This is a genomic window from Streptomyces sp. NPDC002698 (genome assembly GCF_042888945.1).
Lineage (GTDB): Bacteria > Actinomycetota > Actinomycetes > Streptomycetales > Streptomycetaceae > Streptomyces.
Window position 1 is genome coordinate 1 of sequence record NZ_JBIAQM010000066.1, and the last position, 23,960, is coordinate 23,960.

25 protein-coding genes and 8 pseudogenes are annotated in these 23,960 nt (G+C 67.6%); 18 read left to right on the plus strand and 15 right to left on the minus strand.

The features are described from left to right. Positions 1 to 217: 217 nt before the first annotated feature. The 3 genes from ACFYW9_RS40100 (at position 218) to ACFYW9_RS40110 (ending at position 3,650) form a co-directional block, all read left to right on the plus strand. A complete protein-coding gene (locus ACFYW9_RS40100) occupies positions 218 to 466 on the plus strand; it encodes a hypothetical protein (protein ID WP_389159971.1) in 249 nt (82 codons plus the stop codon). A 486-nt stretch (positions 467 to 952) separates the two neighbouring features. Continuing rightward, positions 953 to 1,363 carry a VOC family protein gene (locus tag ACFYW9_RS40105; RefSeq protein ID WP_389159972.1) on the plus strand — a complete coding sequence of 137 codons (411 nt, stop codon included), beginning with the start codon at positions 953 to 955 and terminating at the stop codon, positions 1,361 to 1,363. Between the two features lie 487 nt (positions 1,364 to 1,850). Then, the gene (locus ACFYW9_RS40110; protein ID WP_389159973.1) at positions 1,851 to 3,650 is read left to right on the plus strand and encodes a S8 family serine peptidase; all 1,800 of its coding nucleotides are present in this window, start codon (positions 1,851 to 1,853) and stop codon (positions 3,648 to 3,650) included. Positions 3,651 to 3,937: 287 nt separating this feature from the next. Here ACFYW9_RS40110 and ACFYW9_RS40115 read toward each other — a convergent pair. From ACFYW9_RS40115 to ACFYW9_RS40125, 3 genes and pseudogenes are all read right to left on the minus strand, one after another. After that, a pseudogene (locus tag ACFYW9_RS40115) lies at positions 3,938 to 4,557 on the minus strand (IS5 family transposase); the annotation flags it as partial. Positions 4,558 to 4,600: 43 nt separating this feature from the next. Beyond that, on the minus strand, positions 4,601 to 4,855 hold the full coding sequence (locus ACFYW9_RS40120; protein WP_389159975.1) for a DUF6332 family protein: 255 nt from the start codon (positions 4,853 to 4,855) through the stop codon (positions 4,601 to 4,603). A 21-nt stretch (positions 4,856 to 4,876) separates the two neighbouring features. After that, positions 4,877 to 5,458 carry a twin-arginine translocation signal domain-containing protein gene (locus tag ACFYW9_RS40125; protein ID WP_389159976.1) on the minus strand — a complete coding sequence of 194 codons (582 nt, stop codon included), beginning with the start codon at positions 5,456 to 5,458 and terminating at the stop codon, positions 4,877 to 4,879. 216 nt (positions 5,459 to 5,674) lie between these two features. On the opposite strand from ACFYW9_RS40125, the gene ACFYW9_RS40130 reads away from it, so the two are divergent. From ACFYW9_RS40130 to ACFYW9_RS40145, 4 genes are all read left to right on the plus strand, one after another. Further along, positions 5,675 to 6,034 (plus strand): ATP-binding protein, encoded by a 360-nt coding sequence (locus ACFYW9_RS40130; RefSeq protein ID WP_389159978.1) that lies wholly within the window; start codon positions 5,675 to 5,677, stop codon positions 6,032 to 6,034. Continuing rightward, positions 6,031 to 6,246, plus strand: coding sequence for a hypothetical protein (locus tag ACFYW9_RS40135; RefSeq protein ID WP_389159979.1), 216 nt, complete (start codon positions 6,031 to 6,033; stop codon positions 6,244 to 6,246). Before ACFYW9_RS40130 ends, ACFYW9_RS40135 begins: the two co-directional genes overlap by 4 nt. A gap of 429 nt (positions 6,247 to 6,675) precedes the next feature. Continuing rightward, positions 6,676 to 7,254: a dihydrofolate reductase family protein gene (locus tag ACFYW9_RS40140; RefSeq protein ID WP_389159981.1), complete on the plus strand. Its 579-nt coding sequence runs from the start codon at positions 6,676 to 6,678 to the stop codon at positions 7,252 to 7,254. A gap of 282 nt (positions 7,255 to 7,536) precedes the next feature. Continuing rightward, on the plus strand, positions 7,537 to 8,175 hold the full coding sequence (locus ACFYW9_RS40145) for an HAD family hydrolase (protein WP_389159983.1): 639 nt from the start codon (positions 7,537 to 7,539) through the stop codon (positions 8,173 to 8,175). Between the two features lie 52 nt (positions 8,176 to 8,227). Here the strand turns inward: ACFYW9_RS40145 and ACFYW9_RS40150 are convergent. Together ACFYW9_RS40150 and ACFYW9_RS40155 are read right to left on the minus strand one after the other, a co-directional pair. Beyond that, a pseudogene (locus tag ACFYW9_RS40150) lies at positions 8,228 to 8,361 on the minus strand (ATP-binding protein); the annotation flags it as partial. Then, a pseudogene (locus ACFYW9_RS40155) lies at positions 8,362 to 8,658 on the minus strand (transposase); the annotation flags it as partial. It abuts the pseudogene before it with no gap. 162 nt (positions 8,659 to 8,820) lie between these two features. Between ACFYW9_RS40155 and ACFYW9_RS40160 the strand changes: the two are divergent. Beyond that, positions 8,821 to 9,654, plus strand: a complete 834-nt coding sequence (locus tag ACFYW9_RS40160; RefSeq protein WP_389159984.1) for a transposase — start codon at positions 8,821 to 8,823, stop codon at positions 9,652 to 9,654. 688 nt (positions 9,655 to 10,342) lie between these two features. On the opposite strand, the gene ACFYW9_RS40165 is transcribed toward ACFYW9_RS40160, so the two are convergent. Further along, positions 10,343 to 10,747, minus strand: coding sequence for a DUF1622 domain-containing protein (locus ACFYW9_RS40165; RefSeq protein ID WP_389159986.1), 405 nt, complete (start codon positions 10,745 to 10,747; stop codon positions 10,343 to 10,345). A 154-nt stretch (positions 10,748 to 10,901) separates the two neighbouring features. Between ACFYW9_RS40165 and ACFYW9_RS40170 the strand changes: the two genes are divergently transcribed. From ACFYW9_RS40170 to mscL, 4 genes are all read left to right on the plus strand, one after another. Beyond that, a complete protein-coding gene (locus ACFYW9_RS40170; protein ID WP_389159988.1) occupies positions 10,902 to 11,891 on the plus strand; it encodes a magnesium and cobalt transport protein CorA in 990 nt (329 codons plus the stop codon). A gap of 173 nt (positions 11,892 to 12,064) precedes the next feature. After that, complete coding sequence (locus tag ACFYW9_RS40175; RefSeq protein ID WP_389159990.1) at positions 12,065 to 12,301, plus strand: helix-turn-helix domain-containing protein; 237 nt, start codon at positions 12,065 to 12,067, stop codon at positions 12,299 to 12,301. After that, positions 12,301 to 12,462 carry a hypothetical protein gene (locus tag ACFYW9_RS40180; protein WP_389159992.1) on the plus strand — a complete coding sequence of 54 codons (162 nt, stop codon included), beginning with the start codon at positions 12,301 to 12,303 and terminating at the stop codon, positions 12,460 to 12,462. Before ACFYW9_RS40175 ends, ACFYW9_RS40180 begins: the two co-directional genes overlap by 1 nt. Positions 12,463 to 12,567: 105 nt before the next feature. Continuing rightward, entirely contained in the window at positions 12,568 to 13,011 is a 444-nt protein-coding gene (gene mscL, locus ACFYW9_RS40185; protein ID WP_389159994.1) for a large conductance mechanosensitive channel protein MscL, read from the plus strand. Between the two features lie 178 nt (positions 13,012 to 13,189). Here the strand turns inward: mscL and ACFYW9_RS40190 are convergent. Together ACFYW9_RS40190 and ACFYW9_RS40195 are read right to left on the minus strand one after the other, a co-directional pair. Then, positions 13,190 to 14,028: pseudogene (locus ACFYW9_RS40190) on the minus strand (IS5 family transposase). Positions 14,029 to 14,486: 458 nt separating this feature from the next. Continuing rightward, positions 14,487 to 16,652, minus strand: coding sequence for an SGNH/GDSL hydrolase family protein (locus ACFYW9_RS40195; protein WP_389159996.1), 2,166 nt, complete (start codon positions 16,650 to 16,652; stop codon positions 14,487 to 14,489). On the opposite strand from ACFYW9_RS40195, the pseudogene ACFYW9_RS40200 reads away from it, so the two are divergent. Continuing rightward, positions 16,651 to 17,093, plus strand: a pseudogene (locus ACFYW9_RS40200) (DUF1360 domain-containing protein). The gene ACFYW9_RS40195 and the pseudogene ACFYW9_RS40200 sit on opposite strands and share 2 nt — an antisense overlap. Positions 17,094 to 17,463: 370 nt before the next feature. Continuing rightward, the gene (locus ACFYW9_RS40205; protein ID WP_389159998.1) at positions 17,464 to 17,820 is read left to right on the plus strand and encodes a hypothetical protein; all 357 of its coding nucleotides are present in this window, start codon (positions 17,464 to 17,466) and stop codon (positions 17,818 to 17,820) included. A gap of 115 nt (positions 17,821 to 17,935) precedes the next feature. Here ACFYW9_RS40205 and ACFYW9_RS40210 read toward each other — a convergent pair. From ACFYW9_RS40210 to ACFYW9_RS40230, 5 genes and pseudogenes are all read right to left on the minus strand, one after another. Beyond that, positions 17,936 to 18,145: pseudogene (locus tag ACFYW9_RS40210) on the minus strand (DUF6207 family protein). 319 nt (positions 18,146 to 18,464) lie between these two features. After that, positions 18,465 to 18,668 carry a cold-shock protein gene (locus tag ACFYW9_RS40215; protein ID WP_326790538.1) on the minus strand — a complete coding sequence of 68 codons (204 nt, stop codon included), beginning with the start codon at positions 18,666 to 18,668 and terminating at the stop codon, positions 18,465 to 18,467. A 296-nt stretch (positions 18,669 to 18,964) separates the two neighbouring features. Next, the gene (locus ACFYW9_RS40220; RefSeq protein ID WP_389160000.1) at positions 18,965 to 19,204 is read right to left on the minus strand and encodes a hypothetical protein; all 240 of its coding nucleotides are present in this window, start codon (positions 19,202 to 19,204) and stop codon (positions 18,965 to 18,967) included. Between the two features lie 156 nt (positions 19,205 to 19,360). Further along, positions 19,361 to 19,762, minus strand: a complete 402-nt coding sequence (locus ACFYW9_RS40225; protein ID WP_389160002.1) for a hypothetical protein — start codon at positions 19,760 to 19,762, stop codon at positions 19,361 to 19,363. After that, positions 19,759 to 19,899, minus strand: coding sequence for a hypothetical protein (locus ACFYW9_RS40230; protein WP_389160004.1), 141 nt, complete (start codon positions 19,897 to 19,899; stop codon positions 19,759 to 19,761). Before ACFYW9_RS40230 ends, ACFYW9_RS40225 begins: the two co-directional genes overlap by 4 nt. Positions 19,900 to 20,451: 552 nt before the next feature. Here ACFYW9_RS40230 and ACFYW9_RS40235 point away from each other — a divergent pair. From ACFYW9_RS40235 to ACFYW9_RS40245, 3 genes and pseudogenes are all read left to right on the plus strand, one after another. Further along, complete coding sequence (locus ACFYW9_RS40235) at positions 20,452 to 21,324, plus strand: SDR family oxidoreductase (protein WP_389160006.1); 873 nt, start codon at positions 20,452 to 20,454, stop codon at positions 21,322 to 21,324. 14 nt (positions 21,325 to 21,338) lie between these two features. Further along, positions 21,339 to 21,914, plus strand: coding sequence for a hypothetical protein (locus ACFYW9_RS40240; protein WP_389160008.1), 576 nt, complete (start codon positions 21,339 to 21,341; stop codon positions 21,912 to 21,914). Between the two features lie 10 nt (positions 21,915 to 21,924). Next, positions 21,925 to 22,191: pseudogene (locus ACFYW9_RS40245) on the plus strand (fatty acid desaturase family protein); the annotation flags it as partial. 158 nt (positions 22,192 to 22,349) lie between these two features. Here the strand turns inward: ACFYW9_RS40245 and ACFYW9_RS40250 are convergent. Then, positions 22,350 to 22,931, minus strand: a complete 582-nt coding sequence (locus ACFYW9_RS40250) for a hypothetical protein (protein WP_389160010.1) — start codon at positions 22,929 to 22,931, stop codon at positions 22,350 to 22,352. Between the two features lie 367 nt (positions 22,932 to 23,298). Further along, a pseudogene (locus tag ACFYW9_RS40255) lies at positions 23,299 to 23,445 on the minus strand (serine/threonine-protein phosphatase); the annotation flags it as partial. A 335-nt stretch (positions 23,446 to 23,780) separates the two neighbouring features. On the opposite strand from ACFYW9_RS40255, the gene ACFYW9_RS40260 reads away from it, so the two are divergent. Beyond that, on the plus strand, positions 23,781 to 23,960 hold a 180-nt coding region (locus ACFYW9_RS40260), incomplete at its 3' end, for a hypothetical protein (RefSeq protein ID WP_389160012.1).

The following is a 23,960-nucleotide window of genomic DNA, read 5'->3' on the forward strand; positions in this document are numbered from 1 at the left end:
CTGAGCCTCCGCTCCTATCAGCAGACGACGCTGCCGCTCGTCGAGGTGCGGCAGTATTGCCTCGAACTTGGCTGCCAGCACGGCCCGTTGCTCTTTCAACTCACTCATGCCGGACCAACGAACCACCGAACGAAAAGCCACGAGTTAAAGATCTGCACGCCCTTACAAGGCGGTGCTCACCGGGCCCCGGAGTTGGCGTGCCAAGTAGGGTCCGGGCGTGACTACTTCTCCTGAGCACGTCGACAGCAGAGAAGCCCTGGCAACCTTCGTCCGTTCCCTGCAGCGCAGCCACGCCGGGGATGGCAGCTCATGGGAGAACCCAGACCTCCCGAGCTTCCTGGAAGCCTTGGCGGCATGGATCGACGACGCGGACGGCTGGTACAGCAACACTGGCCGCGAGCTGCCCGATAGCGGTGACTGGAGGTTCTTCGCACGAGCTCTGCGTGCGGCGACCATCTACGAGTGATCCGGGCCGTGTCGAACGCCTGTCGAAGCCGAGTGGCAAGCGGTCGTCGGCGCGGGTGATTGCCCAGGCCGGGGCCCGATTGCAGGCGTACGGGCAAAGCACCTTCTAAACGCTCGGTCGTTCGGAACGTGCCACAGCCGTGCCACATCGCGCGGTCAACCACGGTCAACCACGGCCCACCGCAGTCGAGATGCGCCGTTCATTGGGGCTGCCACCACAGCCGTAGTGACCTTGGTAGACATGCCGACGACCACGTCCGCCCTTACAAAGCCGCGGTCGATGAGCCTCCCCTGCAGTCGCGCTCGGGGTGGTGGCTGTCGATGGGGTTGCGAGCCGCTTCAGGCGATTCGGGTGTTTTGGCCTCAAGGTCAGGGCGTTGTTTCTACGCTGAGTTCTTTCGTGTCCGGGCCGTCGTGCGGGCGCGCCTCCAACCGAGGAGCCCACACGGAGCGAACGGCTCATTTGATCTTGTGGCAAGATCGCAAGATGCTGCGACTAACCGACTTCATCATCGACTGCCCGGACACAATGAGTCTGGCGGCCTTCTACTCCGAGGTGATGGGGCTCCCGGTCAAGGAGGGCAGCAACGAGAACTGGGCCGGTATCCAGTTCGGCGCGGTCGAGCTGGCCTTCATCCAGGTCGATGACTACCGCGCCCCGCAGTGGCCCGACAGCGAGCACCCCAAGCAGTTCCACCTCGACTTCGAAGTCGACGACATCGAGGCCGAACAACGCCGCATCCTGGCCCTCGGCGCGACCCTGCAGCGGGACTGCACCGGCCCCGACGGCTACGGCTTCCGCGTCTACACCGACCCCATCGGCCACCCCTTCTGCCTCTGCCGCAACAAGGGTGTCATCTGGACCGATCAAGGCCCCATCTGGCCCGAGCGCGACTAGTCCAGCGGACCTACCTCGCCGACCGGGGAACGAAAAAGCGTGACAAGAGTGATCCATCCCTCTAACTGGGACCCGGGTGTCGAGGGGCTTCACCCACCATTGTGTTGAGCACCCGCCGGGCCGCCCTAGGGTGCTCAACGACGACCAACGCTGACAACCGTCAACGGATGTAGCCGGCACGTCGCCGACGGCCACCAGGGCACGGGCGGTGCCGGTCGCCGCGCGGGTCCGGCGCCCTGGTGCGGGCAGTACGGCCGGCACCAGGTCGGCGGCATACGCCAGGGCGCGGTCGACATCGCCGAGCTCCCGGTGGATCCCGACCCTCCGATGCCCGGAGTGCGTCTCTTTTCAGCCATTCCCCTATAACGCCCCTGTACGGAAAGGTACTTCCGTACAGGAGCACGCGCCTGACATCTTGCATCCACCACTCGTTTCGTACGGCCCCGCCGGTGCCCTCAGCACGGCCGGGCCGTCTCCGGAGGACGCATTGATACCCCACATATCCAGCTGGCCCAGACGCACGCTGGTCCTGGCGGCCACGCTCGGCGCCGCCCTCGCGTTCGGCGCCCCGGGCGCCCTCGCGGGCACGCTCCCCGTCGACCCCTCCACCGCGCCGACCGCCAAGGCCCACGCTCCGACTGCCGTGCTGGCTTCCCAGAGTGCGGCCTGGGTGGCCGGCACGCGTGCCTACCTCGTGATCACCGCCCCCGGTGACAGTTCGGCGGTCCGCTCCGCGATCGCGGCCAACGGCGGCACCGTCTTCTCGAACTTCGACGCCATCGGCGTGATCGTCGCCCACTCGGCGTCCAGCGGATTCGCCGCCACCATGCGCGGCGTCGCCGGCGTGCAGCAGGTCGGCGCCACGCGCACCTCGGACGTCCCGGCCGACGCCTACAACCCGGCGCTCCCGGCCAATCCGGCCCAGGCCTCGACCCCGGCCGGAGAACCGGTCCGGGCCGACATGAGCCAGATCAAGGCCGACCAGGCCTGGGCCGTGAACCCGGGCTCCGCCTCCGTCACGGTCGGCATCCTGGACACCGGTGTGGACGACCAGCACCAGGACCTGGCGCCCAACTTCAACGCGGCCGACTCGGTCTCCTGCGCCTACGGCAAGCCCGACACCCGTGTCGGCGCCTGGCGGGACGTCGACACGCACGGCACCCACGTAGCGGGCACCATCGCCGCGGCCAAGAACGGCAAGGGCGTCGTCGGCGTAGCCCCCGGGGTGAAGATCTCCGCGGTCCGGGTCGCTGAGCCGGGCAACTCCTTCTTCTTCGCCGAGAACACCATCTGCGGCTTCGTCTGGGCCGGTGACCACGGCTTCAAGGTCACCAACAACAGCTACTACACGGACCCGTGGCAGTTCAACTGCCCGGACAACATCGACCAGGCCGCCATCATCGAGGGCGTCAAGCGCGCCCAGGAGTACGCCGAGGGCAAGGGCTCCCTCCAGATCGCCGCCGCGGGCAACGAGAACTACGACCTCGCCCACAAGACGACCGACTCCGCGAGCCCGAACGACTCGACGCCGGTCACCCGCACGATCACCAACGCCTGCCTCGACATCCCGACCGAGCTGCCGGGCGTGGTCACGGTCGCGGCCAACGGCACGGGTGTCACCAAGGCCTCGTTCTCCAACTACGGGCAGGGCGTCATCGACGTCGCGGCGCCGGGCAGCAACGTGTACTCCACCGTCCCCGGCGGCGGCTACGGCAGCAAGAGCGGCACCTCGATGGCCACCCCGCACGTGGTCGGCGTGGCGGCACTCATCGCCAGCGCCAACCCGGGCATCACCCCGGCGCAGATCCGCGCCAAGCTGGCCGCCCAGGCCAACGACATCGCCTGCCCCTCGGACAGCCGCTGCACGGGCACGACGGCCAACAATGCGTTCTTCGGCGAAGGACAAGTCGACGCCCTCAAGGCCGTCGGGACCACTCCGCCGCCCGGTAAGTACTTCGAGAACCTCGCGGACTTCGCCATCAACGACAACGCGACCGTGGAGAGCCCGATCGCCATAACCGGCGTGACCGGCAACGCCCCGGCCACCCTCAAGGTGGGTGTGGACATCAAGCACACCTACATCGGTGACCTGAAGGTCGACCTGGTGGCGCCGGACGGCACCGTCTACACGCTGCACAACCACGCCGGCGGCAGCGCCGACAACATCGCCCAGACCTACACCGTGAACGCCTCCTCGGAGGTTGCGAACGGCACCTGGAAGCTGCGCGTCAACGACAACGCCGCCTCCGACACAGGCAAGATCGACGCCTGGAACCTGACCTTCTAGCGCAGGGCCCGGCAACGCCCGCGTACAACACGCACTGCGCCGGCGACAGCTCCTTGCCCGCGGCCACGAACAAGGCGGGCTGCGGTCTGTTCGGCCAGGGCTGCGAACTGCTGGGTGGCAGAGGGCATATGGGCCTCGGCAGCGGTGAACGCCGCGGCCGGGGCCCATATGCCGGAGACGTCCAGGAAGGCCGCGAACGGCCTGGGGCCGGCGTCCAGCTCACCGTGCGCCTCCCTGAGGAGCTGCAGGGCCGTGTCCGCGTGGGTGGAGGACTCGATGCCGCGTCAGGCCAGGCGATGGGTGATGCCCCGGCTGCGGAGCCATTGCCGCAGGTGGTGGTAGTCGTAGCCCTTGTCGCCGTGCAGCTTGCCCGGTTTGCGGCGGCCCGGACCGCGCCGTGAGCGGACCGACGGGATACCCCGCACGAGCGGCTCCAGGCCCTGACTGTCGTGCATGTTCGCACCCGAAATACCCACCGGCAGGGGCAGCCCGGTCCGCTCGGTGATCAAGTGGATCTTCGACCCGTACTTGCCCCGGTCCACCGGATTCGGACCTGTCAGATCCCCTTTTTCAGGGCTCGCATGTTCACCGAGTCGATCGCGCAGCGGGACCAGTCCAGCTCCCCGCGGGAACTGAGCTCCTCCAGGACCAGACGATGGAGCTTCGCCCACACCCGGGCCCTGGACCACTCCGTGAAACGCCGGTGAGCCGTGGCTCCCGAAGACCCGAACTAGGCGGACGGAAGCTGCTGCCACGTACAGTCCGACGTGGCCACGAACACGATCGCGGCCGGCACCTACCGGTCACCGTGCCGACGCCGGCCGCCACCCTGAGGCCGACTCGGCGCCTCCGGCACCACCCGCTGGAACAACTCCCACAACTCGTCCGGCACCAGCCGCTCAACGATCCCCGCGTCGGCAGGCTACCGACTTCAAGGAGAAACTCCGCAGTCAGCGGCCCATTCGGCGCTGCTCGTCGAACCGACGCAACACCCGTACCAGACGCCACATTCCGGCCGTCGCTCCGAGCAGTGCACCCCCCACCAACACGCCCTTCCTCACTGAACCAGAGAGGTCAAAGGCCAGTGCGAGAGTCAGAGGGACGGCGAAAACCGCCGCGGCCAACGCGACGGCAGTCACCAGGGCGAAAACGATCTCTACTGTCATTGCGTCCTTTTCCCACCGCGATTCACGGCCCATGTCCATGCTGCAAGTCTCACATCACGGTCAAGCCATGATGCTTGGGTCCGACAGCCTGACTCTCCCGCGCGAAGGCACACTTACCAATTGAGATGACCTCTGACGGATTCGTTGGGTGGCCCCGAACTTTTGCTTCTTCAGTGCCTCGGCGGCTCCGGATAACGCAGCCCGCTCCAGGTCTTCGCGGCCGCCTCTGCTGCGGTCGAGGGTCATCAGAGCATCCAGGCCCGAGCGGAGCCGGATGACGTCGGAGGTGCCGACCTGAGGCGGCGCACCGACGAACGGCGCCACGGCTGCGGCGGTTCCGGTGGTGGCGGTGAGGAAGTTCCTGCGGTTCACAGGGGACTCCGGTTCGGTGGCGGGACGGTTCCGGGCCGGAGGGCTGAAGCCCAGCTCCTCGGCCGTACATCCGAATACTGCTTCCAGTGCCTGGCGTTGACGGGGGTGGGGCCACCTGGTCCTTCTGGTCTGCCAGTTGCGGACGGTCCGGTCGCTGACCGTGCCCTCGTGCCCAGATGAGATCAGGCGGGCGTTGACCGCGTCCACTAACTCGACCTGAGTCACGCCGCGCTCGTCCATGGCGCTGATGAAGCGCTCGTTGCCGTCCACGTACCCACGGTAGGGAGTGCACCCCTGTCCGTGAGCAGGGACGGGGAGAAATTTCCGGTACTGCTCGATGCGTAGCGCACCGATTTTTCCTGCCGCTCGGCGGTCCGGACCCGTTCACTCAGGCATAGCCACATCACACCCGCACCCCCTGAGGTCCTGATGACTGTGACACCGCACCCAACCGGGCACCCCGGATACTCGCAGACGCTCGACCGCGTGCCGGAGAGTGCTGGCGTGGCGCGCAGCCTGGTCCGTACCGCTCTCGCGGCGTGGCAGCAGGAGGAGCTGGTCGAGGACGCGCTGAACGTCATCACCGAGCTGGTCTCCAACGCGGTCGACCACGCGCGCCTCCCCTCGATCCGCGTCATCGTCGCCCGGCCCACCGAGAACGGGGTCCGTCTTGGGGTCGTCGACCGTTCCCGGACCGTCCCCACGCTGCGGACCGACTCGAACGGCGACCAGATCCGCGGGCGTGGCCTTGTCCTGGTGGATGTCCTCTCGGACCGCTGGGGCACCGATCTCCACCCGTGGGGCAAGACCGTCTGGGCCGAGATGAAGGTCGAGCCGGCCCAGTGAGCGACGAGCAGCGGACGGCGTGGGTGGGCGACCAGGTATGGGACGAGGACGCCGACAAGGAAGGCATCGTCACCGATGTGAAGGGCGGGACGTTCGTCCTTCGCGAGGTGTATGCGCAGGCTCTCACGTGGACGGCCCCAAGCCCTGAGCGGCTGAAGATCACGATCACGCGCGAGGAGCGGCTCAGGCAGCGTAAGGAGCTGGGCTGGTGACTTCCTCACCCGAACCCTCCCCCACGGATCGTCTGGGTGTCCTGATCGCGGCGTACGAGTACGAGATGGGCTCCTGCTTCCGCTGCCCCCACACACAGGCCCTGCCTCCTGTCACGGTGACACGGCGGCTCACGGATCTTGACCCTCGTACAAAGAGCCACGCAAGTAGGGCCGCCGTCGAAACCCGTTCATCGGCCAGCTTCGGGCGGGCACGGCGCCGTGCAGCCTCCACGATGCGGAGGCGGACCGCCTGGGAAATGCTTACCGAGGGATGTCCCGCTTCTCCTGTGCGGCCATCCCTGAGGAGCACCGTCGCCTGGGACCGCATCCGGGGCCGCGCTGGACTCCAGGAGTCCGTCGGCGATTAGTTCTGCCGTGACTTCCAGTCTCTATCAACACACCCGGACAAACGAACTCGAGGATCACGTCATGACCACGACCTACACCTTCGACGTCTTTTCCAGCCTCGACGGCTTCGGCGCCGCCGGCGGCAACTGGACCGGCTACTGGGGCAAGCAGGGCCCCGAGCTCCTCGACCGCCGCCTCGCCGTGTACGACGAGGAGCAGCGGATGGTCTTCGGAGCCAACACGTACAGGGCGTTCGCGCAGATGATCGCGGCGAGCACCGACGAGTCCGAAGTGCGCGACCCGTGGGTCACGCGGATGAGGAGCCTGCCGGCCACTGTGGTGTCGTCGACCCTGGAAGGACCTCTCGACTGGCCGGATGCGAACGTCGTGAGCGGCGACGCCGTCGACGTCGTCGCCCGTCTCAAGAAGGACTCCGACGTTCCCCTGCGCTCGCACGGCAGCCTGTCGATGAACAGGGCGCTGATGGCCGCCGGTCTGGTGGACCGCGTCCAGGTGACGCTCTTCCCGGTGATCACCGGTCAGACAGGGCTGGACCCCATCTTCCAGGGTGCGGCCGACTTCGACCTCGAGCTGATCGAGCACCGGACGCTCGACGGCCACATCCAAGAGCTCATCTATCGACCCGTCCTGCATGCCTGAGAAGGGCGTCGAGCACCCGGATGGCTTCGATCACTTCTTGCGACAGCGTTTGTTAACGAGTATCGACGTCAGCGTCCGGTCGACGGTTTCGCGGATCGTCACGAGTTTTGAAGGCACCTGCTGATTGAGGCGAGTCGAGTCGGCGGGTTGCGACAGGGCTGTCACAAGCTTCGGAGATCGCTTGACCTTGCCCCAGGGGGAGAGGCGACGGTGTCTCTGTCGACCACATGAGCGGGCGGTCTGTGCTCGCTGGTCAGGCCAGAACGAAGAGGGGGAGCTTGCGTGACCGCGACCTGCGTCATTCTCGACATCGGCGGCGTGCTGGAGATCACGCCGGAAACCGGATGGGTGCAACGGTGGGAAGAGCGGCTGGACCTGCCACTGGGCACTGTCCATGAGCGGATGCGTGACGTGTGGCGGGCTGGGAGCGTCGGGAGTATCAGCGAGCGAGAGGTGCACGAGCAGGTGGCGGCCCGTTTGGGTCTCGACGCCCCCAAGGTCGAAGCCTTCATGGCTGATCTCTGGGCGGAGTATCTGGGGACGCCAAACGAGGAGTTCATCGACTATGTGCGAGGGCTGCGCGGAACCTGCAGGCTGGGCATCCTGAGCAACAGCTTCGTTGGCGCCCGGGACCGGGAGACGACGCTGTATCACTTCGACGAACTGGTGGAGCAAATCGTCTACTCGCACGAGATCGGCATCGAGAAGCCTGACCTGCGTGCGTTCGAGGCCACATGCGCCAGCTTGAACGTGCAGCCGGAGAATTGCCTGTTCATCGACGATGTCGCAGTCAACGTTGAGGCCGCCCAGGCCGCGGGCATGCAGACGCATCTGTTCGAGGACAACGCCCGGACCATCACACGCATCGCAGCTCATCTGGACGCCAGTCCCTGGGCCCCAGGACGTGTCCCGCTCGGATGACGTCGGCCTGGCCGGTCTTCAGCGGTTACCGGCCAAGCGTTGAAGCAGTTGATCAGCCCGCTTCTGCGTGTTCGGCTCGGGTGCTGGCGAGGCGGTAGGAGTCGGTGCCAGTCTCGATGATGGTGCCGTTAAAGGTGAGGCGGTCGACGATGGCCGCGAGAGACGGGGATCGGTGAAGGTCTTCGTCTACTGACCTTTTCGGATTGGCTTCGGGTGGTCTGGGGTGAGGGTCAGTCCGGTTTCGGTGAGGCAGCCGTCGATGAGTTCGGGATGGCGCTGGACGTGGGCGAGTCCTCGGCGGAGGGTGTAGGTGAGGTGGTCGGGGTCGGTGAATGCGGTGTTGGCCATCCACCCGCGCCGCAGTAGAGACCAGATGCCTTCCACGGGATTCAGGTCCGGGCTGTAGGAGGGCAGTTGGATGATGGTGAGCCATTCGTGGTCGGCTGCGTACTTTTTCATCCCGGCGACACGATGGGTGTTCAAGATGCCCCTAGTACTCCAGCAGCGTTTCGCTATCTGGCCTGGTCAGAGGTGTCGTCGGGAGTGTAGTTGGCTGATGGAATGTCAGGGGAGGTCTTGCCGGACCGCCCCTCCAACGAGTGGCATTGAGAATTGTCTGAGCGGTGATGAGGGCAGCCTCCCTACGTGATCGACGACCTTGCCGACACGACCTGGGACCGTGAACTCGACGACCTCTTCCTGCGCATCGGCCACCGTTTCGGCCGTGCCGACCTGCGACGCCGGATGCGTGACTATGTCCGCGCCCTACTCGGCTCGGTCGGCCGCAAAAACGGCTGGCAACTGGCCGAACACGCCGGTCACCGCACCCCAGACGGCCTGCAGCGGCTGCTGAACGGAGCCACCTGGGATGCCGACCGGATGCTGGAAGAAGCCGCAGTCAGCTACGTGCTCGCCGTCCCGAAGTCCCAGCCGGTGCCGCGCTTCGGCCGGATCGACCACCTCTTCAGCCAGGCGCCGGATGAGGCATGGGAGCAACGTTCGTGCGGCGACGGCGCCAAGGGCCCGCGTGTCTATGACTGGGCGGCCGTCCAGCTCCCGGTGATCGAGGACTTCGACGGTGAGCGGCCCACCCATCACCGCTGGGCGCTGGCCCGACGCAGTATCAGCAGACCCGATCAGATCGCCTACTACCTCGCATACTCGCCGGTGGGCACCGGCGTCGACCGGCTCGTGCGCGTTGCCGGGCGCCGGTGGGCGATCGAGGAATGCTTCCAGGCCGCGAAGAACGAGTGCGGCCTGGACCAGTACGAAGTCCGCCGCTACGTCGGCTGGATGAGACATATCACCCTGGCCATGCTCGCGCATGCCTTTCTCGCGGCCACGGCGGCACAGGCGGCGGCAAAGGGGGACGCAGAAACGGTTCCACCATGGTCCCGCTCACCGTGGCAGAAGTCCGCCGGCTCCTGGCAACTGGCCCCGCACACCGGCCCTGCCCGCCACTTCGCATCCATGCGCTGAGATGGTCGCGATGGCGGCGCAGACGTCAGGCCGTCGCCAGGCACTGTCACTACCAGCGCCGATGCCACTCGTTGGAGGGGCGGTCCGGCAAGACCTCCCCTGACATTCCATCAGCCAACTACACTCCCGACGACACCTCTGACCAGGCCAGATAGCGAAACGCTGCTGGAGTACTAGACCAGCCACCCGGCGCCAAGGAACCGATACCGCTTTCTGAGGATCGGTCGACGATCACCGAAAAGGATTCCGGAGCCTTGAACGACTCCCTCCAAGCCCCTGACCCCTCAAGAACTGGCCGACACCCTTTGACGAGGGAATGCCGGGTGCCGCGACCCCGTACGGAAGGAGGCCGGCATGACGAATCGATACGGCGAGCCGATACGAACCGCGCGAGCCAGAGCGCCCGAAGTGCGGCCGGACAGAAGAGATGATCCACCTGCGCTTCGCCGGTGAAGCCGACGTACGGCGGTGCGGCGGTGCGGCGGGTGCGAGACGGGGACGGCACGACGCGGCCGACGTCCTGTCCGCCGGCCGCGGTCTTCGGCACTACGGTCTGCGCTTGGGGGTCGCAGGCTTTTCGGTCCCATGCGATCCAGGCAGACTCGCTGCACCTCGGTGCGGGGGCAGGTTGCGGTGGCCACGGCCCCCTCCAGCCGCGCCGACGCGCGACACGGCCGGATGTATGTGCTCAGAGGGCAGCGGGGTGTGGTGCGGATTGCTTCTGGTCGTGCTCGAGCTCTGCGCGTTCCTGGGCGATTTCCCGGGTGAGGAAGAAGTTGAGGAGGGTCCGGATGGCAGCGATGGCTGCCAGCTGGCCGATTTCGGTGAAGCTGGGCGCGACCGCTGTGCGCAGGACGTCTCCGGCGAGCTGGAATTCCAGGCCGAGTACCAGGAAGCGTCCGAGGTTGAGACGGATCTTGTTGAACTCGGTGATGAGGGAGCGTCCGCGAAGTCCGGTGGCGGCGAACCGGATGAAGGCCCAGATGGCTCCGGTGAAGATGATGAGTGCTCCGGCGGCTTCGATCGCGTGGACGAGCCATCCGATCGCGTCCCGCACCGTGGACTCGGACAACAGTTCCCCTGGCAGTGGCATGTGGCCCGTCTACCCGCCCGGCGGCTGACATACCTGCGCGCCACGTGGTTGCGCAGGTGGGAGCAGCAGGCGAAGCCAGTGGGGCGAAAGTGCTGGGAGGCCGATGGTGCATGAAATCGGCGTGGCGAAGCATGCGGGTGGGATGGAATGTGTAATGTACGACGAACGCTCCGGCCGGTCGGAGACCGTGGAGTGCGGCCTGGAAGACGAAGCCTGCCAGCTCATGCTGAAGCGGCTGCGCGGCCTGGATGACGACAAGTTCGCCTGGGTACGCCTGGTGGACCCGGCCGAAGCCGAGCTGATCCAGCTGGCCGAGGAACTGGACCTGCACCCCCTGGCGGTCGAAGACGCGGTCCAGGCACGGCAGCGCCCCAAGCGTGAACGTTTCGGCGACGTGCTGGCCGTCGCGCTCAAGACGCTCTGGTACGTCGATGCGGATGCGGCGGTGGAGACCGGGGAGCTGATGGTCTTCGTCGGCCCTCGGTGCGTGCTCACCGTCCGGCACGGTGCGGTCGACCCCGCCGCTGAAGCCGCCCGCCGGCTGGAAGCCGACCCCGGCATGCTGCGCTTCGGCCCGCTGTCCGTCTTGCACGCCGTCCTCGACGTGGTCGTGGACGCCTACAGCGACGCCGCGGACAAGGTGCGGGCCGCGCTCACCAAGCTGGAGGACTGCGTCTTCTCCGTCTCCCGCGTCGACCACACCGAGCAGATCTACTCCCTCAAGCGGGAGGTGCGGGAGTTCCGTGACGCGGTACAGCCCCTCGTCCCTGTTCTGGAGGAGCTCCTGAGCGGGCCGGGCCAGGAGGGGCAGGACTTTCCGCCGAAGGTACTGCCCTACTTCCGCGACGTGGCGGACCACCTCAATCGCACCGACACCGAGGTCCGGTCCCTGGACGAGCTGCTGAATTCGGTCCTGGACGCGCAGCAGGCCCGGGTGGGTATCTGGCAGAACGACGACATGCGCCGCATCTCGGCCTGGGCGGCGATCTTCGCGATCCCGACCATGGTCGCCGGCGTCTACGGGATGAACTTCGAGCACATGCCCGAGCTCCGCTGGAGTTACGGCTATCCACTCGCCATCACTCTCATGGCGCTGGCCTCCGGGCTCCTCTATCGCGCCTTCCGTCGCAGCGGCTGGCTCTAGCCAAGCGGTTCCCAGGGGCGGCACCGTGTCGCAGGCGCCTGAACTGCCTCTGCGCGGCCCCCAGGCCGCTGCGAGGTCGCCCTTCTGCTGCGCGTCGCTGTAATTTCACGCGCATTAGGGGGCCCTCGGCTACGGCACGGCATGAGGGCCCCAGACCGGGGCATGAGCAGGAAATGGCCGACCTGCCGCACGTCCTCGAAGCAGCCATGCGCCGCCGGCACCTCAGTGCGCAGGCGCTCGCGGACCGCACCGGTATCCGCACCCCACGCATCAGAGCCTTCATCCAGGACGGCACCGCAGGCCCCATCCACCCCACCGAGCAAGAGCTTCGCGAACTCGCCCACGCTCTCGACCTCCCCGTGAGCGAGGTCCTTCCCGGCGCCGCCCTCGCCGGCGTACCCGGCACGTAATGCCAGACCCGGCGGCACCGACCACCGCCCTCCCCGCGCTCTCCCTGCCCGGGGCATTACTCGCCGCTGTGCTCGCCATGGGCCGGTACGAGGAACTCCTCCTCACCACGCGGACCGCTCCGCTGCACCGGCGCCCCCGCGGCCGCCACGCCCGCCGGTAAAACCGCATCGACGACCGGAAGCGGGGCATCCGGGAGGGAACAGAACAGCCACCGGGGCCACCCCACGCCCACGCCCTCCAGGGGCATGCAGAGGAGAGACACCAGGTGAAGGGCTTTCGTAACTTCATCCTTCGCGGCAACGTCGTCGACCTCGCCGTCGGTATCGTCATCGGCGCCGCATTCACCGCCGTGGTCAACGGCTTCGTCGGTGCGTTCCTGACTCCGCTGGTCGGGCTCGCCACGGGAGCAGCCGGGGACATGAGCCACAAGTCGTTCACGGTCGGCGCCGCCCGGTTCCCGTACGGATCCTTCATCAACCCAGCGATCAGCTTCCTACTCCTGGCGACCGCCTTGTACTTCCTGGTGGTCCTGCCCATCAACAAGCTCCACGATCGCCTCGCCCCCCACCAGGACGTCCAGGCACCCAAGCGCGACTGCCCCGAATGCCTCAGTCCCGTCCCCGCCGAGGCCCGACGCTGCGCCTCCTGCACCGTCCCGCTGCCCGACGTGCCCGCCCAGGCGGCAGTCGAGACACAGCGTGTCGGCTGACACGGAGCAGACGCTGGGCGCGATGCCAAACCCGATGCCGGGCGGGGATGGGGAAGACCGTGGCCGACAGGCACAGATCCCGCTTCTGGCTGCGCCTCAGCCGCAGCGCTGAGCCCGCCCTGGGCGGACAGTGTCACCAAAGAGCGTTTTGTCCCAGCGAGGTTGTCTGGTTCGAGGTTCAGGTGTCGCGCCAGTTGGGGGTGGACTCGCGAGTGAGTCTGCGGCTTATGAGGTCGATCATCGCGATGTGGATTATGGCTTCGGAGCGGTGGGGGTGGGTTTCGTAGTCGCGGGCCAGGCGGCGGTGATGCATGAGCCAGCCGAAGGTGCGCTCGACGATCCAGCGCCGCGGGATCACCTTGAAGCCTTTGATTCCCGGCTCGCGTTGGACGACTTCGACGTCGATGCCGAGGCGGGCGCCGTGGTCGATGGCTTTGGTGCGGTAGCCGGTGTCGGCCCATGCTTTGGTCACGCGAGGGTGAGTGGTGGCGATGTGGGACATCAGGTGCATGCCGCCGACGTTGTCGGAGACACTCGCCGCGGTGACCCAGACGGCGAGGAGCAGGCCGAGGGTGTCGACCCCGATGTGGCGCTTGCGGCCTGCGATTTTCTTGCCGACATCGATGCCCTGGCCGGCCGCGGGCACGTTCGCGGAGGTCTTCACACTCTGCGCGTCCAACACGCAGGCGGTCGGCTCGCCATCGCGGCCTTCGGCCTCCCGCATCAGATGGCGGAGGAGGCCGTTGAGGTGGTCGAAGACGCCTTCCTTCTGCCAGGCGGCGAAGTAGCCGTAGACCGTCTCCCACGGCGGGAAGTCGTGCGGCAGGTAACGCCAGGCAATGCCGGTGCGGTCGACGTAGAGGATGGCGTCCATGATGCGGCACAGGTCATGCTCGGCGGGCGACCGATGTCGAGACCCTTGCCTCTGCGCTCGGCCCGCCAAGCGGTGAGCGCAGGACCGATCAGTTCCCAGCGCGCATCGGAGAGGTCGCTGGGATACGGGCGTTGTCGCGTCATGTTTCGGTAGTACCGGCGGCCGACCCGTCCCTGCAGGGCGCAAACGGAGCCAAGCGGGGGTGCCCTGGGATCAAACAGGAGCGAACCAACGGAAACGGGCGACCGAAAAGCGGCATCTACCCCATCCATCACATGGAACACCTTCGCCCCAGCAGCCTTCTCAACTCATCCTAGTGAAGCGCCACCAAACAACCTTGCTGGGACAAAACGCTCTTTCAGAGGGTGTTTGGCCCGCTTTTGCTGCTATTTCTCTTGCTTTCCCCTCGCGAGAAGTGGGGGCTCTTGGGGGTGGTGAGGCGAGCGGTGTGGGCGGGGTGATGTCGGGGGTGTAGTCGACCGCGGCCCCCGAGTCTCAGGGAGGGCGCGAATTGCCGGGGGTGGGACCATGCCGCCCACCCCCGGCGGATCAGTGCTCTCGGGTACGGAAGCGGAGCGCGGCTCCGGTGTCCGTGGTGTCTTCAGCCGTAGTTGATCCAGGCCCGGGTGGCGCCGTTCTGAGGGTCGACATCGAGGTAGTCGGCCCGGCCGTCGTTGTTGAGGTCGGCGAACTGGATGTGTGCTCCGTCGACGCCGACTCCGCTGGCGACCGTCCCGCCCGGGTACCACAGCCAGTCGCTGCCGGCAGGTTCCTTGGGGTTGAGACCGCCGTTCTGCCAAACCTGAGCGGAGCTGTCGTAGTTCACGCCATCGCCGCTGCCCAGGAGGACGTAGTCGGCGGAGTGTGTCCCGTAGAGCGGCGCGAAGCGAACCCGAGTACCTGTCGCGCCGACGCCACCGGCGATGGTCCCCTGCGGGAACCACAGCCAGTCGCTGCCAGCAGGTTCCTTGGGGTTGGGCCCGCCGTTGAGCCACGCCTGGACCGAACTGTCGTCGTTGACCTTCAGGTAGTCGGCCCGGCCGTCGCCGTTGATGTCCGCGAACCGGATATGACTGCCTGTCGCGCCGACGCCACCGGCGATGGTCCCTTGCGGGAACCACCCCTTGACAGGCCCCCCGACCGGTCCATCGCCCCCGCCAGGTCCCGCCAGCCAGCCGTCCTCGGCCGCACTTAGGAGTCCGTCGTAGAACGCCGCCGCCATCTTCTGGTAGCCGAGGTTGTCAGGGTGCAGGCCGTCGGCCAGATTGGCGGTGGTGACCGCGTTCATCCGGACCAGCCGGACGTGCTTGCCCGCCGCCCGCCGGGCCTCCACGACACCGGGGATCGCCGCGTTGTACCTGGCGATCCGAGCGTTGGTCCCCGGGAACGCGGACGGCACAATGGTCGAGACGAGCAGCGTCACTTTGGGGTCGTTCCGCAGGATCTGATCGATCAGGCTGCCGAGCCGGGCCGGCGCGCCGTCGGGGTCGACGTTGTTGCTCATGTCGTTGGTGCCGATGTGCAGCAGCACCACGTTGGGCCGGTACGTCGTCAGAACGGAGTCCGCGATGCCGGCGATGTCCCCGATCAGCCAGCCAGGATGCCCCTCGTGGGAGTTGGGCGAAATCGCCGGCCCGGACCACTGCGAGCCGACGTACTCCACCTCGCCCTGCTCGTTGAGCTTGCTGTACAACGTCGACCGGTACCCGGCTCCGCTGGTGCTGCCCGTGCCGTAGGTGATGGAGTCGCCCAGCGGCATGACCCGCAGGGCTACGTCCCTGGTGCCGAACCCTCCAACGCCCCGCCGGACGGCTTCGATCACCCGTTCGGCCACGTTGCCGTCGCGCAGTATGTTCGCAACGGCTCCGAGCGGGTTCCCCCAAGCCCCGAGCTTCGACGCCCATTCGCGCAGCGAATTCTGGATATTGAGGACCAAGGAGGTGGATCCGGCCGTCACGAACTTCAGGAGCCAACCGCCGGCTCCGCCGGCGACTGCACCTGCCATCGCGCTGCCCAGCACGGAACCCCACACCTCCGCGTCGATCGGCTTTTCCTCCAGGACGGCATTCAGCAGCTCACCGACACCCCCCGCCACGCCTCCCCCCACGGCGCCGCAGACCGCTCCAAGGATGGCCGCGCTCGCGTTCAGGATGATCATGCACAGTGCGCTGGCCGCGATCCCGGCGGCACCAGCAGCCAGGCCCGCGACAAACTTCTTCCAGAAACCGTCCGCAAAGCCCGCAGCGGCGATGTCGCCGGCCGGCACGACGAACACCAGGCTGTCACCGACGATCTGCACGCTGCCGTCATAGTCGATGCTGTCGCCCGGCTGCTGGTAGTAGCCGATGCTGTTCCGTTCGGTCTGCAGCGTGAGGGAATCGCCGAGGGAGAGCCCGTTGGCCTGGTCCTTCTTGGTGGTGTCGACCAGTTGTTGCATCAGCTCGTGCAGCTGCTCCGACCGGTCCCCGGGATTGAAGTCAACAGCCGCCACCAGGTCGTCGTCACCACGCGCCAGCCCGCGAAGGCCTCCTGCGTCGCGGGCGCAACCGATGCGCAGGCCGGTAGTGCCCTCCTCCACCGGCGCGGTGGCGAAGGACGTGGCGTGCGCCGAGCACCCTGGGGCATCCGCCGCAACGGCTTCCTGCGCGACACCGGGCAGCGCGGCTGCAGCGATCATCACCGCCACCGAGAGGAACAGAGTAAAGAGGCCATATCCCCCCGAGGACTTCCGTCTTGCCGAAAATAATGCACATGCGTTGCTTCGCATGACTGCTCCTTCTGTTCGCTGGGCGGCAGGCCGCCGAGCAGATCGACACGGGCAGGGCCAGGGCCCCGGAACAGCGGGGGCTTGCCCGGGCCCCACGGCAGGAAGATGGGGCGCTCGCCGGTCTGGTTGCCTTTCCATCTGCGTAATCCGGGCCGGCCTGGTCGCGGCGGTGCGTGCGGGGCAGCGCCCGGTACCGCCGCCTTCCGCCTTCGATCTGCTGCTCCTGACGGGCGCGACCCATCAGGTCACCCGGCTGCTCGCCAAGGACCCGGTGACCAACCCGCTGAGGGCACCGTTCGCGCGGTACCGGGGCACGTCGGGCCCGGCGAGCTCCAGGAGGACGTCCGCGGCAGCGGCCTGCAGCACGCCGTCGGAGAACTGGTCACCTGCCCGTTCTGCCTCGGCGTGTGGGGGCCACCGCGCTGGCAGTCGGCCTCCTGATGGCTCTTCGTGCCACCCGCCTGGCGGCGGCGCCCCTCACGACACTGGCCAGCGCCGACTTCCTCCACCTGGTGCGCGATCGGCTGCAGCAGTAAGCCTGCTCCGTGTCGACGGCCCCGTGGGGGCGGGGGTCCGACCGCGAGGACGTGCTCATCGCCGACGGGAGCGCTACCGGGTTCGCCACCCGGTCGCTCCGGGTGGGGTCGATCGTCGATGGACCCGACCCAAAGCCTGACACCTCGCGCCGACTGATCCACGGTAGTGGGCGGCACTGACAGCCAGGGCACTACAACGCAACGAGGGTGGCGATCGGTGACTGGTCCCGATACCTGTCACCGGCGCCAGTACGGCGAGATGCCATCATGCCGGGATGGCCCACGACATAGTGTTCTTCCTCGCCCCCGACGACGAGACTGCCGCCGCAACGTACCTGGGGGGACCCGGCCGGGCCTTTGAGCCTGTGCCCTGTCATTTCATCGAGACAGACACTGCCATCGCCGAGTGGGACATGTACTTCGAGGAGCCCTCGGCCGAGGTCCCGCCGCTTGAGCAACTCCATGGGTGGCCGTTGCCGGACTGGGTCACCGCACCCTTGAACGATGGCGTTGAGGTGTTCGCCCTGCCTCGGCGATTGCCCCGGGCATTGGCCAGCGCCAGCTCCGCCGAACTGGAGGAGCTGGCAGATCGCTGGACCACGAGGCTCAAATCCGCCGACGGGACGACATGACCGACGATGATCTACTGGCGGTCCTGCAGGGAGTTGCCCGGCTCGCGGCGTCGGCGGTGAGCACGGGTGGGGGCGTCTACAGCTGGAGCTTCTGACAGCGCTACGGCGCGGGCGTCTATGCGTCGGGCTCCTGGCGCAGACCGGCGAAAAGGCGCAAGCGGACGCCGGGCTCGCCCGGATCTCGAGTCGTTCAATCTGCGCATGCGACAGCGCAGCGCTCAGCGAGCAGTTGCTGGATAGCGAAAGCGGTCGCGTCGTCGGCAGCCGCGATCTCTACTACCGCAAGGCCCGGCTCCGCCACGTGCCCATCGAGGATTGATCTCATGCCCGGCACGACGCGCCGCCGTGGCCAGCAGTTCTCGGAACGGGGCAGCGTCACCCGACCGGGTACGTCCTCGCAGTGGCTGATGTCGCCGCCGTGATCGGGAGGCCTGTTCTGCGTCCTAGGATGCGCGGAAGCTGGGGCCCGGCCGTTGGTCCTCAACTGCAGCCCGGTCCTGTAATGCTCTGGCGGGACCGGGCTGCCCACACCACGGCGATCCCCTCAGCACCGGACGCGAGAACGGCGGAGGGGCCCGACCATGCCGGGCCCCTCTTCAACTCCGTGGCTCTCGAAGGCCTCGGGCGTCGACGGACTGCTTGTGTCAGCCGCGGACGATGTTCTCGGCCTGGGGGCCCTTTTGGCCCTGGGTGACGTCGAACGTGACGTGCTCGCCCTCGGCCAGCTCCCGGTAGCCGTTGCCGGAGATGTTGGAGTAGTGGGCGAAGACGTCCGGTCCGCCGCCCTCCTGCTCGATGAAGCCGAAGCCCTTTTCGGAGTTGAACCACTTAACGGTGCCGCTGGCCATACTGCTGTCCTTCGAAATAGCGCCGGGGCTTTCCCCGGCTGAACTGTGGTGGGTGCCCGTCCGTCACCGGAGTGCACCCGGCTCCTGTTCTACCCCACCCGTCGCCCGGATCAACCAGCGGTGGTCTCTACGTCCTTGGGGCCGGCGCGGTGCCGATGGCGATGCGGGCCAAGCCGACCAGTTGTCCGGCTTGGCCCGCGACGCGCAGTGCCTTGGCCGCCGCCTTGTCGTCGTGGCGCCGCCCGGCAGGTCGACCGTCCCGGCGAAGAACCTCTCGCCGTCGGGGTCGAGGATCATCAGCCCGTCCTCACTGGCCGGGCCCTGGCCGAGCAGGAGCACGCCGACACCCACTCGGGAAGCTGCGGCGGCGCCTGGCGCAGCCGGGAGACCAGAGTGAAGCCCCGTCCGAGGAGGTGGCTGGTCACGATGTCGGTCAGCTCGCCCGGCCCGTCATTGACGACGTACGCCTTGCTGACGGTCTCGGCGACCAGGACCGGCAGGGCGGCGCCGCCGTGGTCGAGGACGGCTGCGGTCATCGTCATGTTCCCGGCCGGGTCACGGACAGGTGGGCAATGCGGCCGTGGGGAATGCGGTGTGCGAGCCGGTCAGACAGCGGGCCGCCGAGCAGGATGAGCCGGCCCGCGCGATGACGCTGTCTGGGGTAGTCACGATGGCCCCGACTCCGGTGACGATCAGTCGATGGCCGCGGCGGCGGCTCGGTACGCGGCCATCGTGCGCACCGTGGCGCAAGCGACCCACAGGACCCCCCACACGTGGTCGACCATCAGCGGGGTCACCTTCCGGGCGTCGTCGATGAACGCGTCGAGCTCCTCGGGGCGCAGGTGCCGGTACCGGAGGTACAGCGCCGCGAGATCGGTGGCGCTGGAGTGCTTGGCGATGCGCGCCTTGGCGTCCGCGAGGCTGATCTCCTCCCCGTCGTCCGCCTTCATTGCCACATAGCGTTGCGCTTCGCCCGGCTCGTGGGCAATCTCCTCCAGCGCCTGCACGTCCGGCACGCCCTCCGGGGTGCGCCAGATGGCCACGCACTCGGCGTCGAGGATGCCGGCGAACGCCTCGGTGAGCAGCAGGTTCACATGGGCCTGGCCCTCGCGGGTGCCGCCCCCAGTCGCACCAGGACCTCGGCCATCTCCTCGCCCGTCGCGTCCCGCGCGGCCATGACGAGCATCTCCCGCGCGGCGGGCAACACGTCATCCAGGGTGGGGCGTTCCATGGGGCTTCTCGGGTGTGGGCGGGCCACGTCACGGTAGCGCTGTAGCGGTCGGCTGCGGGCCCGCATGCCGGCGTCGCGGCGCCGGGACGTGACAGGGCCCAACTGGATGACTGCCGGCCCGGTGGGGCCCGGCGTGCACCTGAACGGCACCCCGGCGTGACCGGTGCCCGGGTCAAGGTGTTGGGGGTGACGACACGTGCCCCGGCCCCCACCACCTCACCAGCTGCGGCGAGGTCGGCCGCTGCGCCTCGGGACGGGCGCTGGTACGAAAGCGCGGCGTGCGGGATCAGGCCCTCGAGACGAGCCGGCCTCACGACCGTCCAGGACGCGACAGGCCGCTCCCGGGCGATGACTCAGGACGGCGCAATGACGCATTAATGCCCAAAATCGCACACTGCGCATGACGCGGGTGCCGGGGGTACTCGTCATCTCGATCAACATCACTATCCGAACAGGCTCAGCCCTCTGGCCGCCCCTGCAGACGACAATGTGTCGCCGTCTGCGGCCAAGAGGTGGCCGACTTCGCAGCCCAAACACCTCCGGAGGCGATCCATGCCCGACAACCCCGTAGAGAAGCATCCCCGCCCCGACCTTCCGCAACAGGACCAGGAACATCCTGGATGGACAGGGCCCATGGACCCACCGCCCGACCACGGTGAAGACTCCTACGAGGGCAGCGGACTGCTCACGGACCGAAAGGCCTTGGTGACGGGTGGCGATTCTGGCATCGGCCGTGCCGTAGCCCTCGCCTATGCGCGCGAGGGCGCAGACGTCTTGTTCACCCACCTTTCCCAGGAGACGGAAGACGCAGCCGAAACCAGCAAGCTCGTCGAAGGGGCAGGACGCAGGGCGGTCGCCGTCGAGTGCGACATACGCGATGAGGATCAGTGCCGCCGCCTGGTGGAACGAACGGTCGAAGAGTTCGGGCGCATCGATATTCTCGTCAATAACGCCGCATACCAGATGTCTCAGCCGGACGGCATCGCCGCGATCTCGACCGAGCAGTTTGACCGGGTTGTGCGCACGAACCTGTACGGCATGTTCTGGCTCTGCAAAATGGCTCTGCCCCACATACCGGCAGGCGGCTCGATCATCAACACCACATCGGTACAGGCCTACAAGCCGAGCCCGCACCTGCTGGACTACGCCACCACCAAGGGCGCCATCGTGACCTTCACACAGGGCCTGGCGCAGATGGTGGCGGGCGACGGCATCCGCGTCAACGCTGTGGCACCCGGCCCGGTGTGGACGCCGCTGATCCCCGCCACGATGCCGGACACCACCGAGTTCGGCAAACAGGCTCCCCTCGGCCGGCCTGCTCAGCCCGCAGAGATGGCACCCGCCTACGTCTTCCTCGCCTCCCCACGAGCCAGCTTCATCACTGCGGAAATCGTCAATGCCACCGGGGGTACACCTCTGCCGTAATCAAGGAGAGCACCATGAGTAGAGACATAGCCGTGGACGACAGCTGCACCAGCGCATTTTGGGAGCTGAAATCGAAGCGGGATATCAACACCGTGATCTACCGGCTCAACGATCTCCTGAACAGCTGTGTCGTCGAACACGAAGGAAATCTGACACACGACGAACTCCTGCTCGCCCTGCCCGCGAACGAACCGCGACTCGTCATCTACGACCTGCCCTTCGCGACCGGGGACGGCACGCGCCAGAACAAGATCCTTCTGATTTCCTGGCTGCCCCCAGCAGCAACTCCCCAGTACAAGGTCGCTTACGGCTGCGCTCACGCCGCCCTGCGGGACACACTCGACGGCAGCCAGCTGCTGCCCGTGCGATCCACCGAGGCAGCAGACCTGGCCTACCACCGCCTCGCCTCTCACGCCCGGACCACAGAACAGCCCCGGGACACCTCAGAACACAGCGGATCCACCACATCCGCGGGACAAGCCGGAACGTCGGCCGAAGGCCCAAGCCCGCGCCATCAAGGCAATCCGCATGAGACACCACCGATGGGACAGATTACCGCCCACCGCAAGGCGGCTTCCGCCGATGCCTGAGGGGGCGAAGGGCGGCTGGTTCACCGACATTGCCCTGGGCTGGCTTAACCACCAGATCGAGCATCACCTGTTTCCCAGCATGCCCAGCCCCAACCTGCGCAAGGCTAGGACCATCGTCCGACGCTATTGCGAGGACCTGGGCGTGGACTACCTGGAGACCGGGCTGATCGCCTCCTACTGGCAGGCGCTCACCAGCCTCCACCAGGCCGGGGCGCCTCTGCGGCGCGCCCGCGTCCACGCCCAGGGGCTGCGGGGTGACAAGGCCGACGTGGCGTAGTCGCTACCGCCTCCGCCGGCCACCCGGGGTTCCAGTCCTCGTCCACCGCCTTCAACTCCTCGCCACCGCCTTCAACACGGCCTTTTTCCCACGTTGGAGATAGCCGGGGGCTCGATTCCGAGTTGATCGGCGCTCCGCACCCGGAGCGAGCAGATCCCTCAAGAGTGCTGCGGGACGAAGGGGGTGGCGGCGGAGCGGGCTCGTTCCCACATACCGGGCAGTTGCTCCTCGGGACGCTGCTGCTCACCGTGCAGGGCGTTGAGCACCACCAGGCATCCGGTCAGGGCCGGCACCGCCCACTGCGCGACAGCCAGCTGCCGCTGGGCGGTGTCGAGGTCGATGGGGTGCTGGGCAGCCTTTTCGGCGTCGTGCGGGTCGGAGGAGGAGGCCAGCTCGACTTTCTTGCCCAGGACACGGGCATAGGCAGTGGCGGCCAGGGCCGCAACGGTGACGAGGGTCTTGGCCGTGGTGGAGGCCCCTACGCCCGGCTGGGCGGCGACCCGGTGAGCGTTCACCGCAAGCAGTCCGCCGCCGCCGAACAGGTGCGCGCCGATGGCCGCGGCGTTGACCGGCGTCCATTTCGCCCACCCCGCTGAAGCGATCCGCGCCCGGGTCTGGGCCGTCTCGCTTTGATCCTTTGCTGCCCCGTTGAGACCGACCGCGCCCATGAGGGAGCCGCCGAACCAGGCTGCCAGACCCACATCGTGCAGGCTGCGGATGAGGGTATTGCGATCGGACATGACAGTGCTCCTTGGGACAGGGGACACGTGCTCGACGGGAGCGTCGAGCACCACCCCCACCCTCACTGAGCCTGGTCCCGCCGCCATCACGACTGACCCGGACGGATGCAAGTCCCCGTAGGGAGACGCCAGGGCAGTCCGGTTGCGAAACGGCGGCGACCGAGACCGGGACAGCGCTGCCCTCCAGGCTCATGTCACTCCCCCGGATAATGACGGGCGCCGTCTAGACGGCTGGTTCCGGCCCCAGGACGTGCTTCTTGGCCCCTTCCAGGACGGCACGTTCGCTCGTGGCCCGACGGCGGCTTTCGCCTCGGGCAGCTCCCATGCCCAGCAACCGTTGGTTGTTCGGAACACCCGCCCAGAATCATCACCCGGGAGTGGTGCGTGCCGTCCTGGACGGTTGGGAGGCGTCCGTGAGGTCGGCGCCGGTGGCGGCGTCCCGCTGGGAGTGGTTGGTGCCGTGCCAGTCCAGGCACATGACGGTCGCGTCGTCCTGCAGGTGGCCATCGTTGGCGCCCCCTGGACCGGACCCGACCGTCGCCAGACATGACGCGCGGCCGCCGCAGCGGACACACCTTGACCGGTGCTGACCAGCCGTGGTCGGGGATGGGTGCGGCCCGGCCAGACCCGTGGTCGGGCACATGGTCGGGCATTCCGGCGCGACATGTCGTGGATGGCGGTGCTGATCTCGGTGATCGCGGCGGCCGTCCTCGAGTCCCTGTGGAGGTGCATCGACCGCCGCGTTCCCGCATGAGCGCCGCTACGGGCCGTGCGGGTTACTTCACGTCGACGTAGTCACCTGCGGCCGGGGTGGTCGAGGTGCCCACGAGCGGATGAGAGGTGGGGGTTTTGGGTGGTGGGCCGGTGGCGGTGGTCGAGGTAGGCGGCAAGGCGCTCCAGGACGGGGTCGGCCAGGGACACGAGGCGGCCCTATCGATGGGGGTGCCCGTGCTCAGGGTCCTCCTCGGGAGTGCTCCAGCCTTCTCCACGGCGCGGAGGGTCTTCGAGCACCTGGCGCGCCTGCTTCTC

Coding starts and splice junctions, on each gene's coding strand:
- ACFYW9_RS40105 (WP_389159972.1), top strand. CDS start 953: ATGCTGCGACTAACCGACTTCATCATCGACTGCCCGGACACAATGAGT.
- ACFYW9_RS40120 (WP_389159975.1), bottom strand. CDS start 4,855: ATGGACATGGGCCGTGAATCGCGGTGGGAAAAGGACGCAATGACAGTA.
- ACFYW9_RS40140 (WP_389159981.1), top strand. CDS start 6,676: ATGACCACGACCTACACCTTCGACGTCTTTTCCAGCCTCGACGGCTTC.
- ACFYW9_RS40165 (WP_389159986.1), bottom strand. CDS start 10,747: ATGCCACTGCCAGGGGAACTGTTGTCCGAGTCCACGGTGCGGGACGCG.
- ACFYW9_RS40170 (WP_389159988.1), top strand. CDS start 10,902: ATGTACGACGAACGCTCCGGCCGGTCGGAGACCGTGGAGTGCGGCCTG.
- ACFYW9_RS40175 (WP_389159990.1), top strand. CDS start 12,065: ATGGCCGACCTGCCGCACGTCCTCGAAGCAGCCATGCGCCGCCGGCAC.
- ACFYW9_RS40180 (WP_389159992.1), top strand. CDS start 12,301: ATGCCAGACCCGGCGGCACCGACCACCGCCCTCCCCGCGCTCTCCCTG.
- ACFYW9_RS40195 (WP_389159996.1), bottom strand. CDS start 16,652: ATGCGAAGCAACGCATGTGCATTATTTTCGGCAAGACGGAAGTCCTCG.
- ACFYW9_RS40205 (WP_389159998.1), top strand. CDS start 17,464: ATGGCCCACGACATAGTGTTCTTCCTCGCCCCCGACGACGAGACTGCC.
- ACFYW9_RS40215 (WP_326790538.1), bottom strand. CDS start 18,668: ATGGCCAGCGGCACCGTTAAGTGGTTCAACTCCGAAAAGGGCTTCGGC.
- ACFYW9_RS40220 (WP_389160000.1), bottom strand. CDS start 19,204: ATGACCGCAGCCGTCCTCGACCACGGCGGCGCCGCCCTGCCGGTCCTG.
- ACFYW9_RS40230 (WP_389160004.1), bottom strand. CDS start 19,899: ATGGAACGCCCCACCCTGGATGACGTGTTGCCCGCCGCGCGGGAGATG.
- ACFYW9_RS40235 (WP_389160006.1), top strand. CDS start 20,452: ATGCCCGACAACCCCGTAGAGAAGCATCCCCGCCCCGACCTTCCGCAA.
- ACFYW9_RS40240 (WP_389160008.1), top strand. CDS start 21,339: ATGAGTAGAGACATAGCCGTGGACGACAGCTGCACCAGCGCATTTTGG.
- ACFYW9_RS40250 (WP_389160010.1), bottom strand. CDS start 22,931: ATGTCCGATCGCAATACCCTCATCCGCAGCCTGCACGATGTGGGTCTG.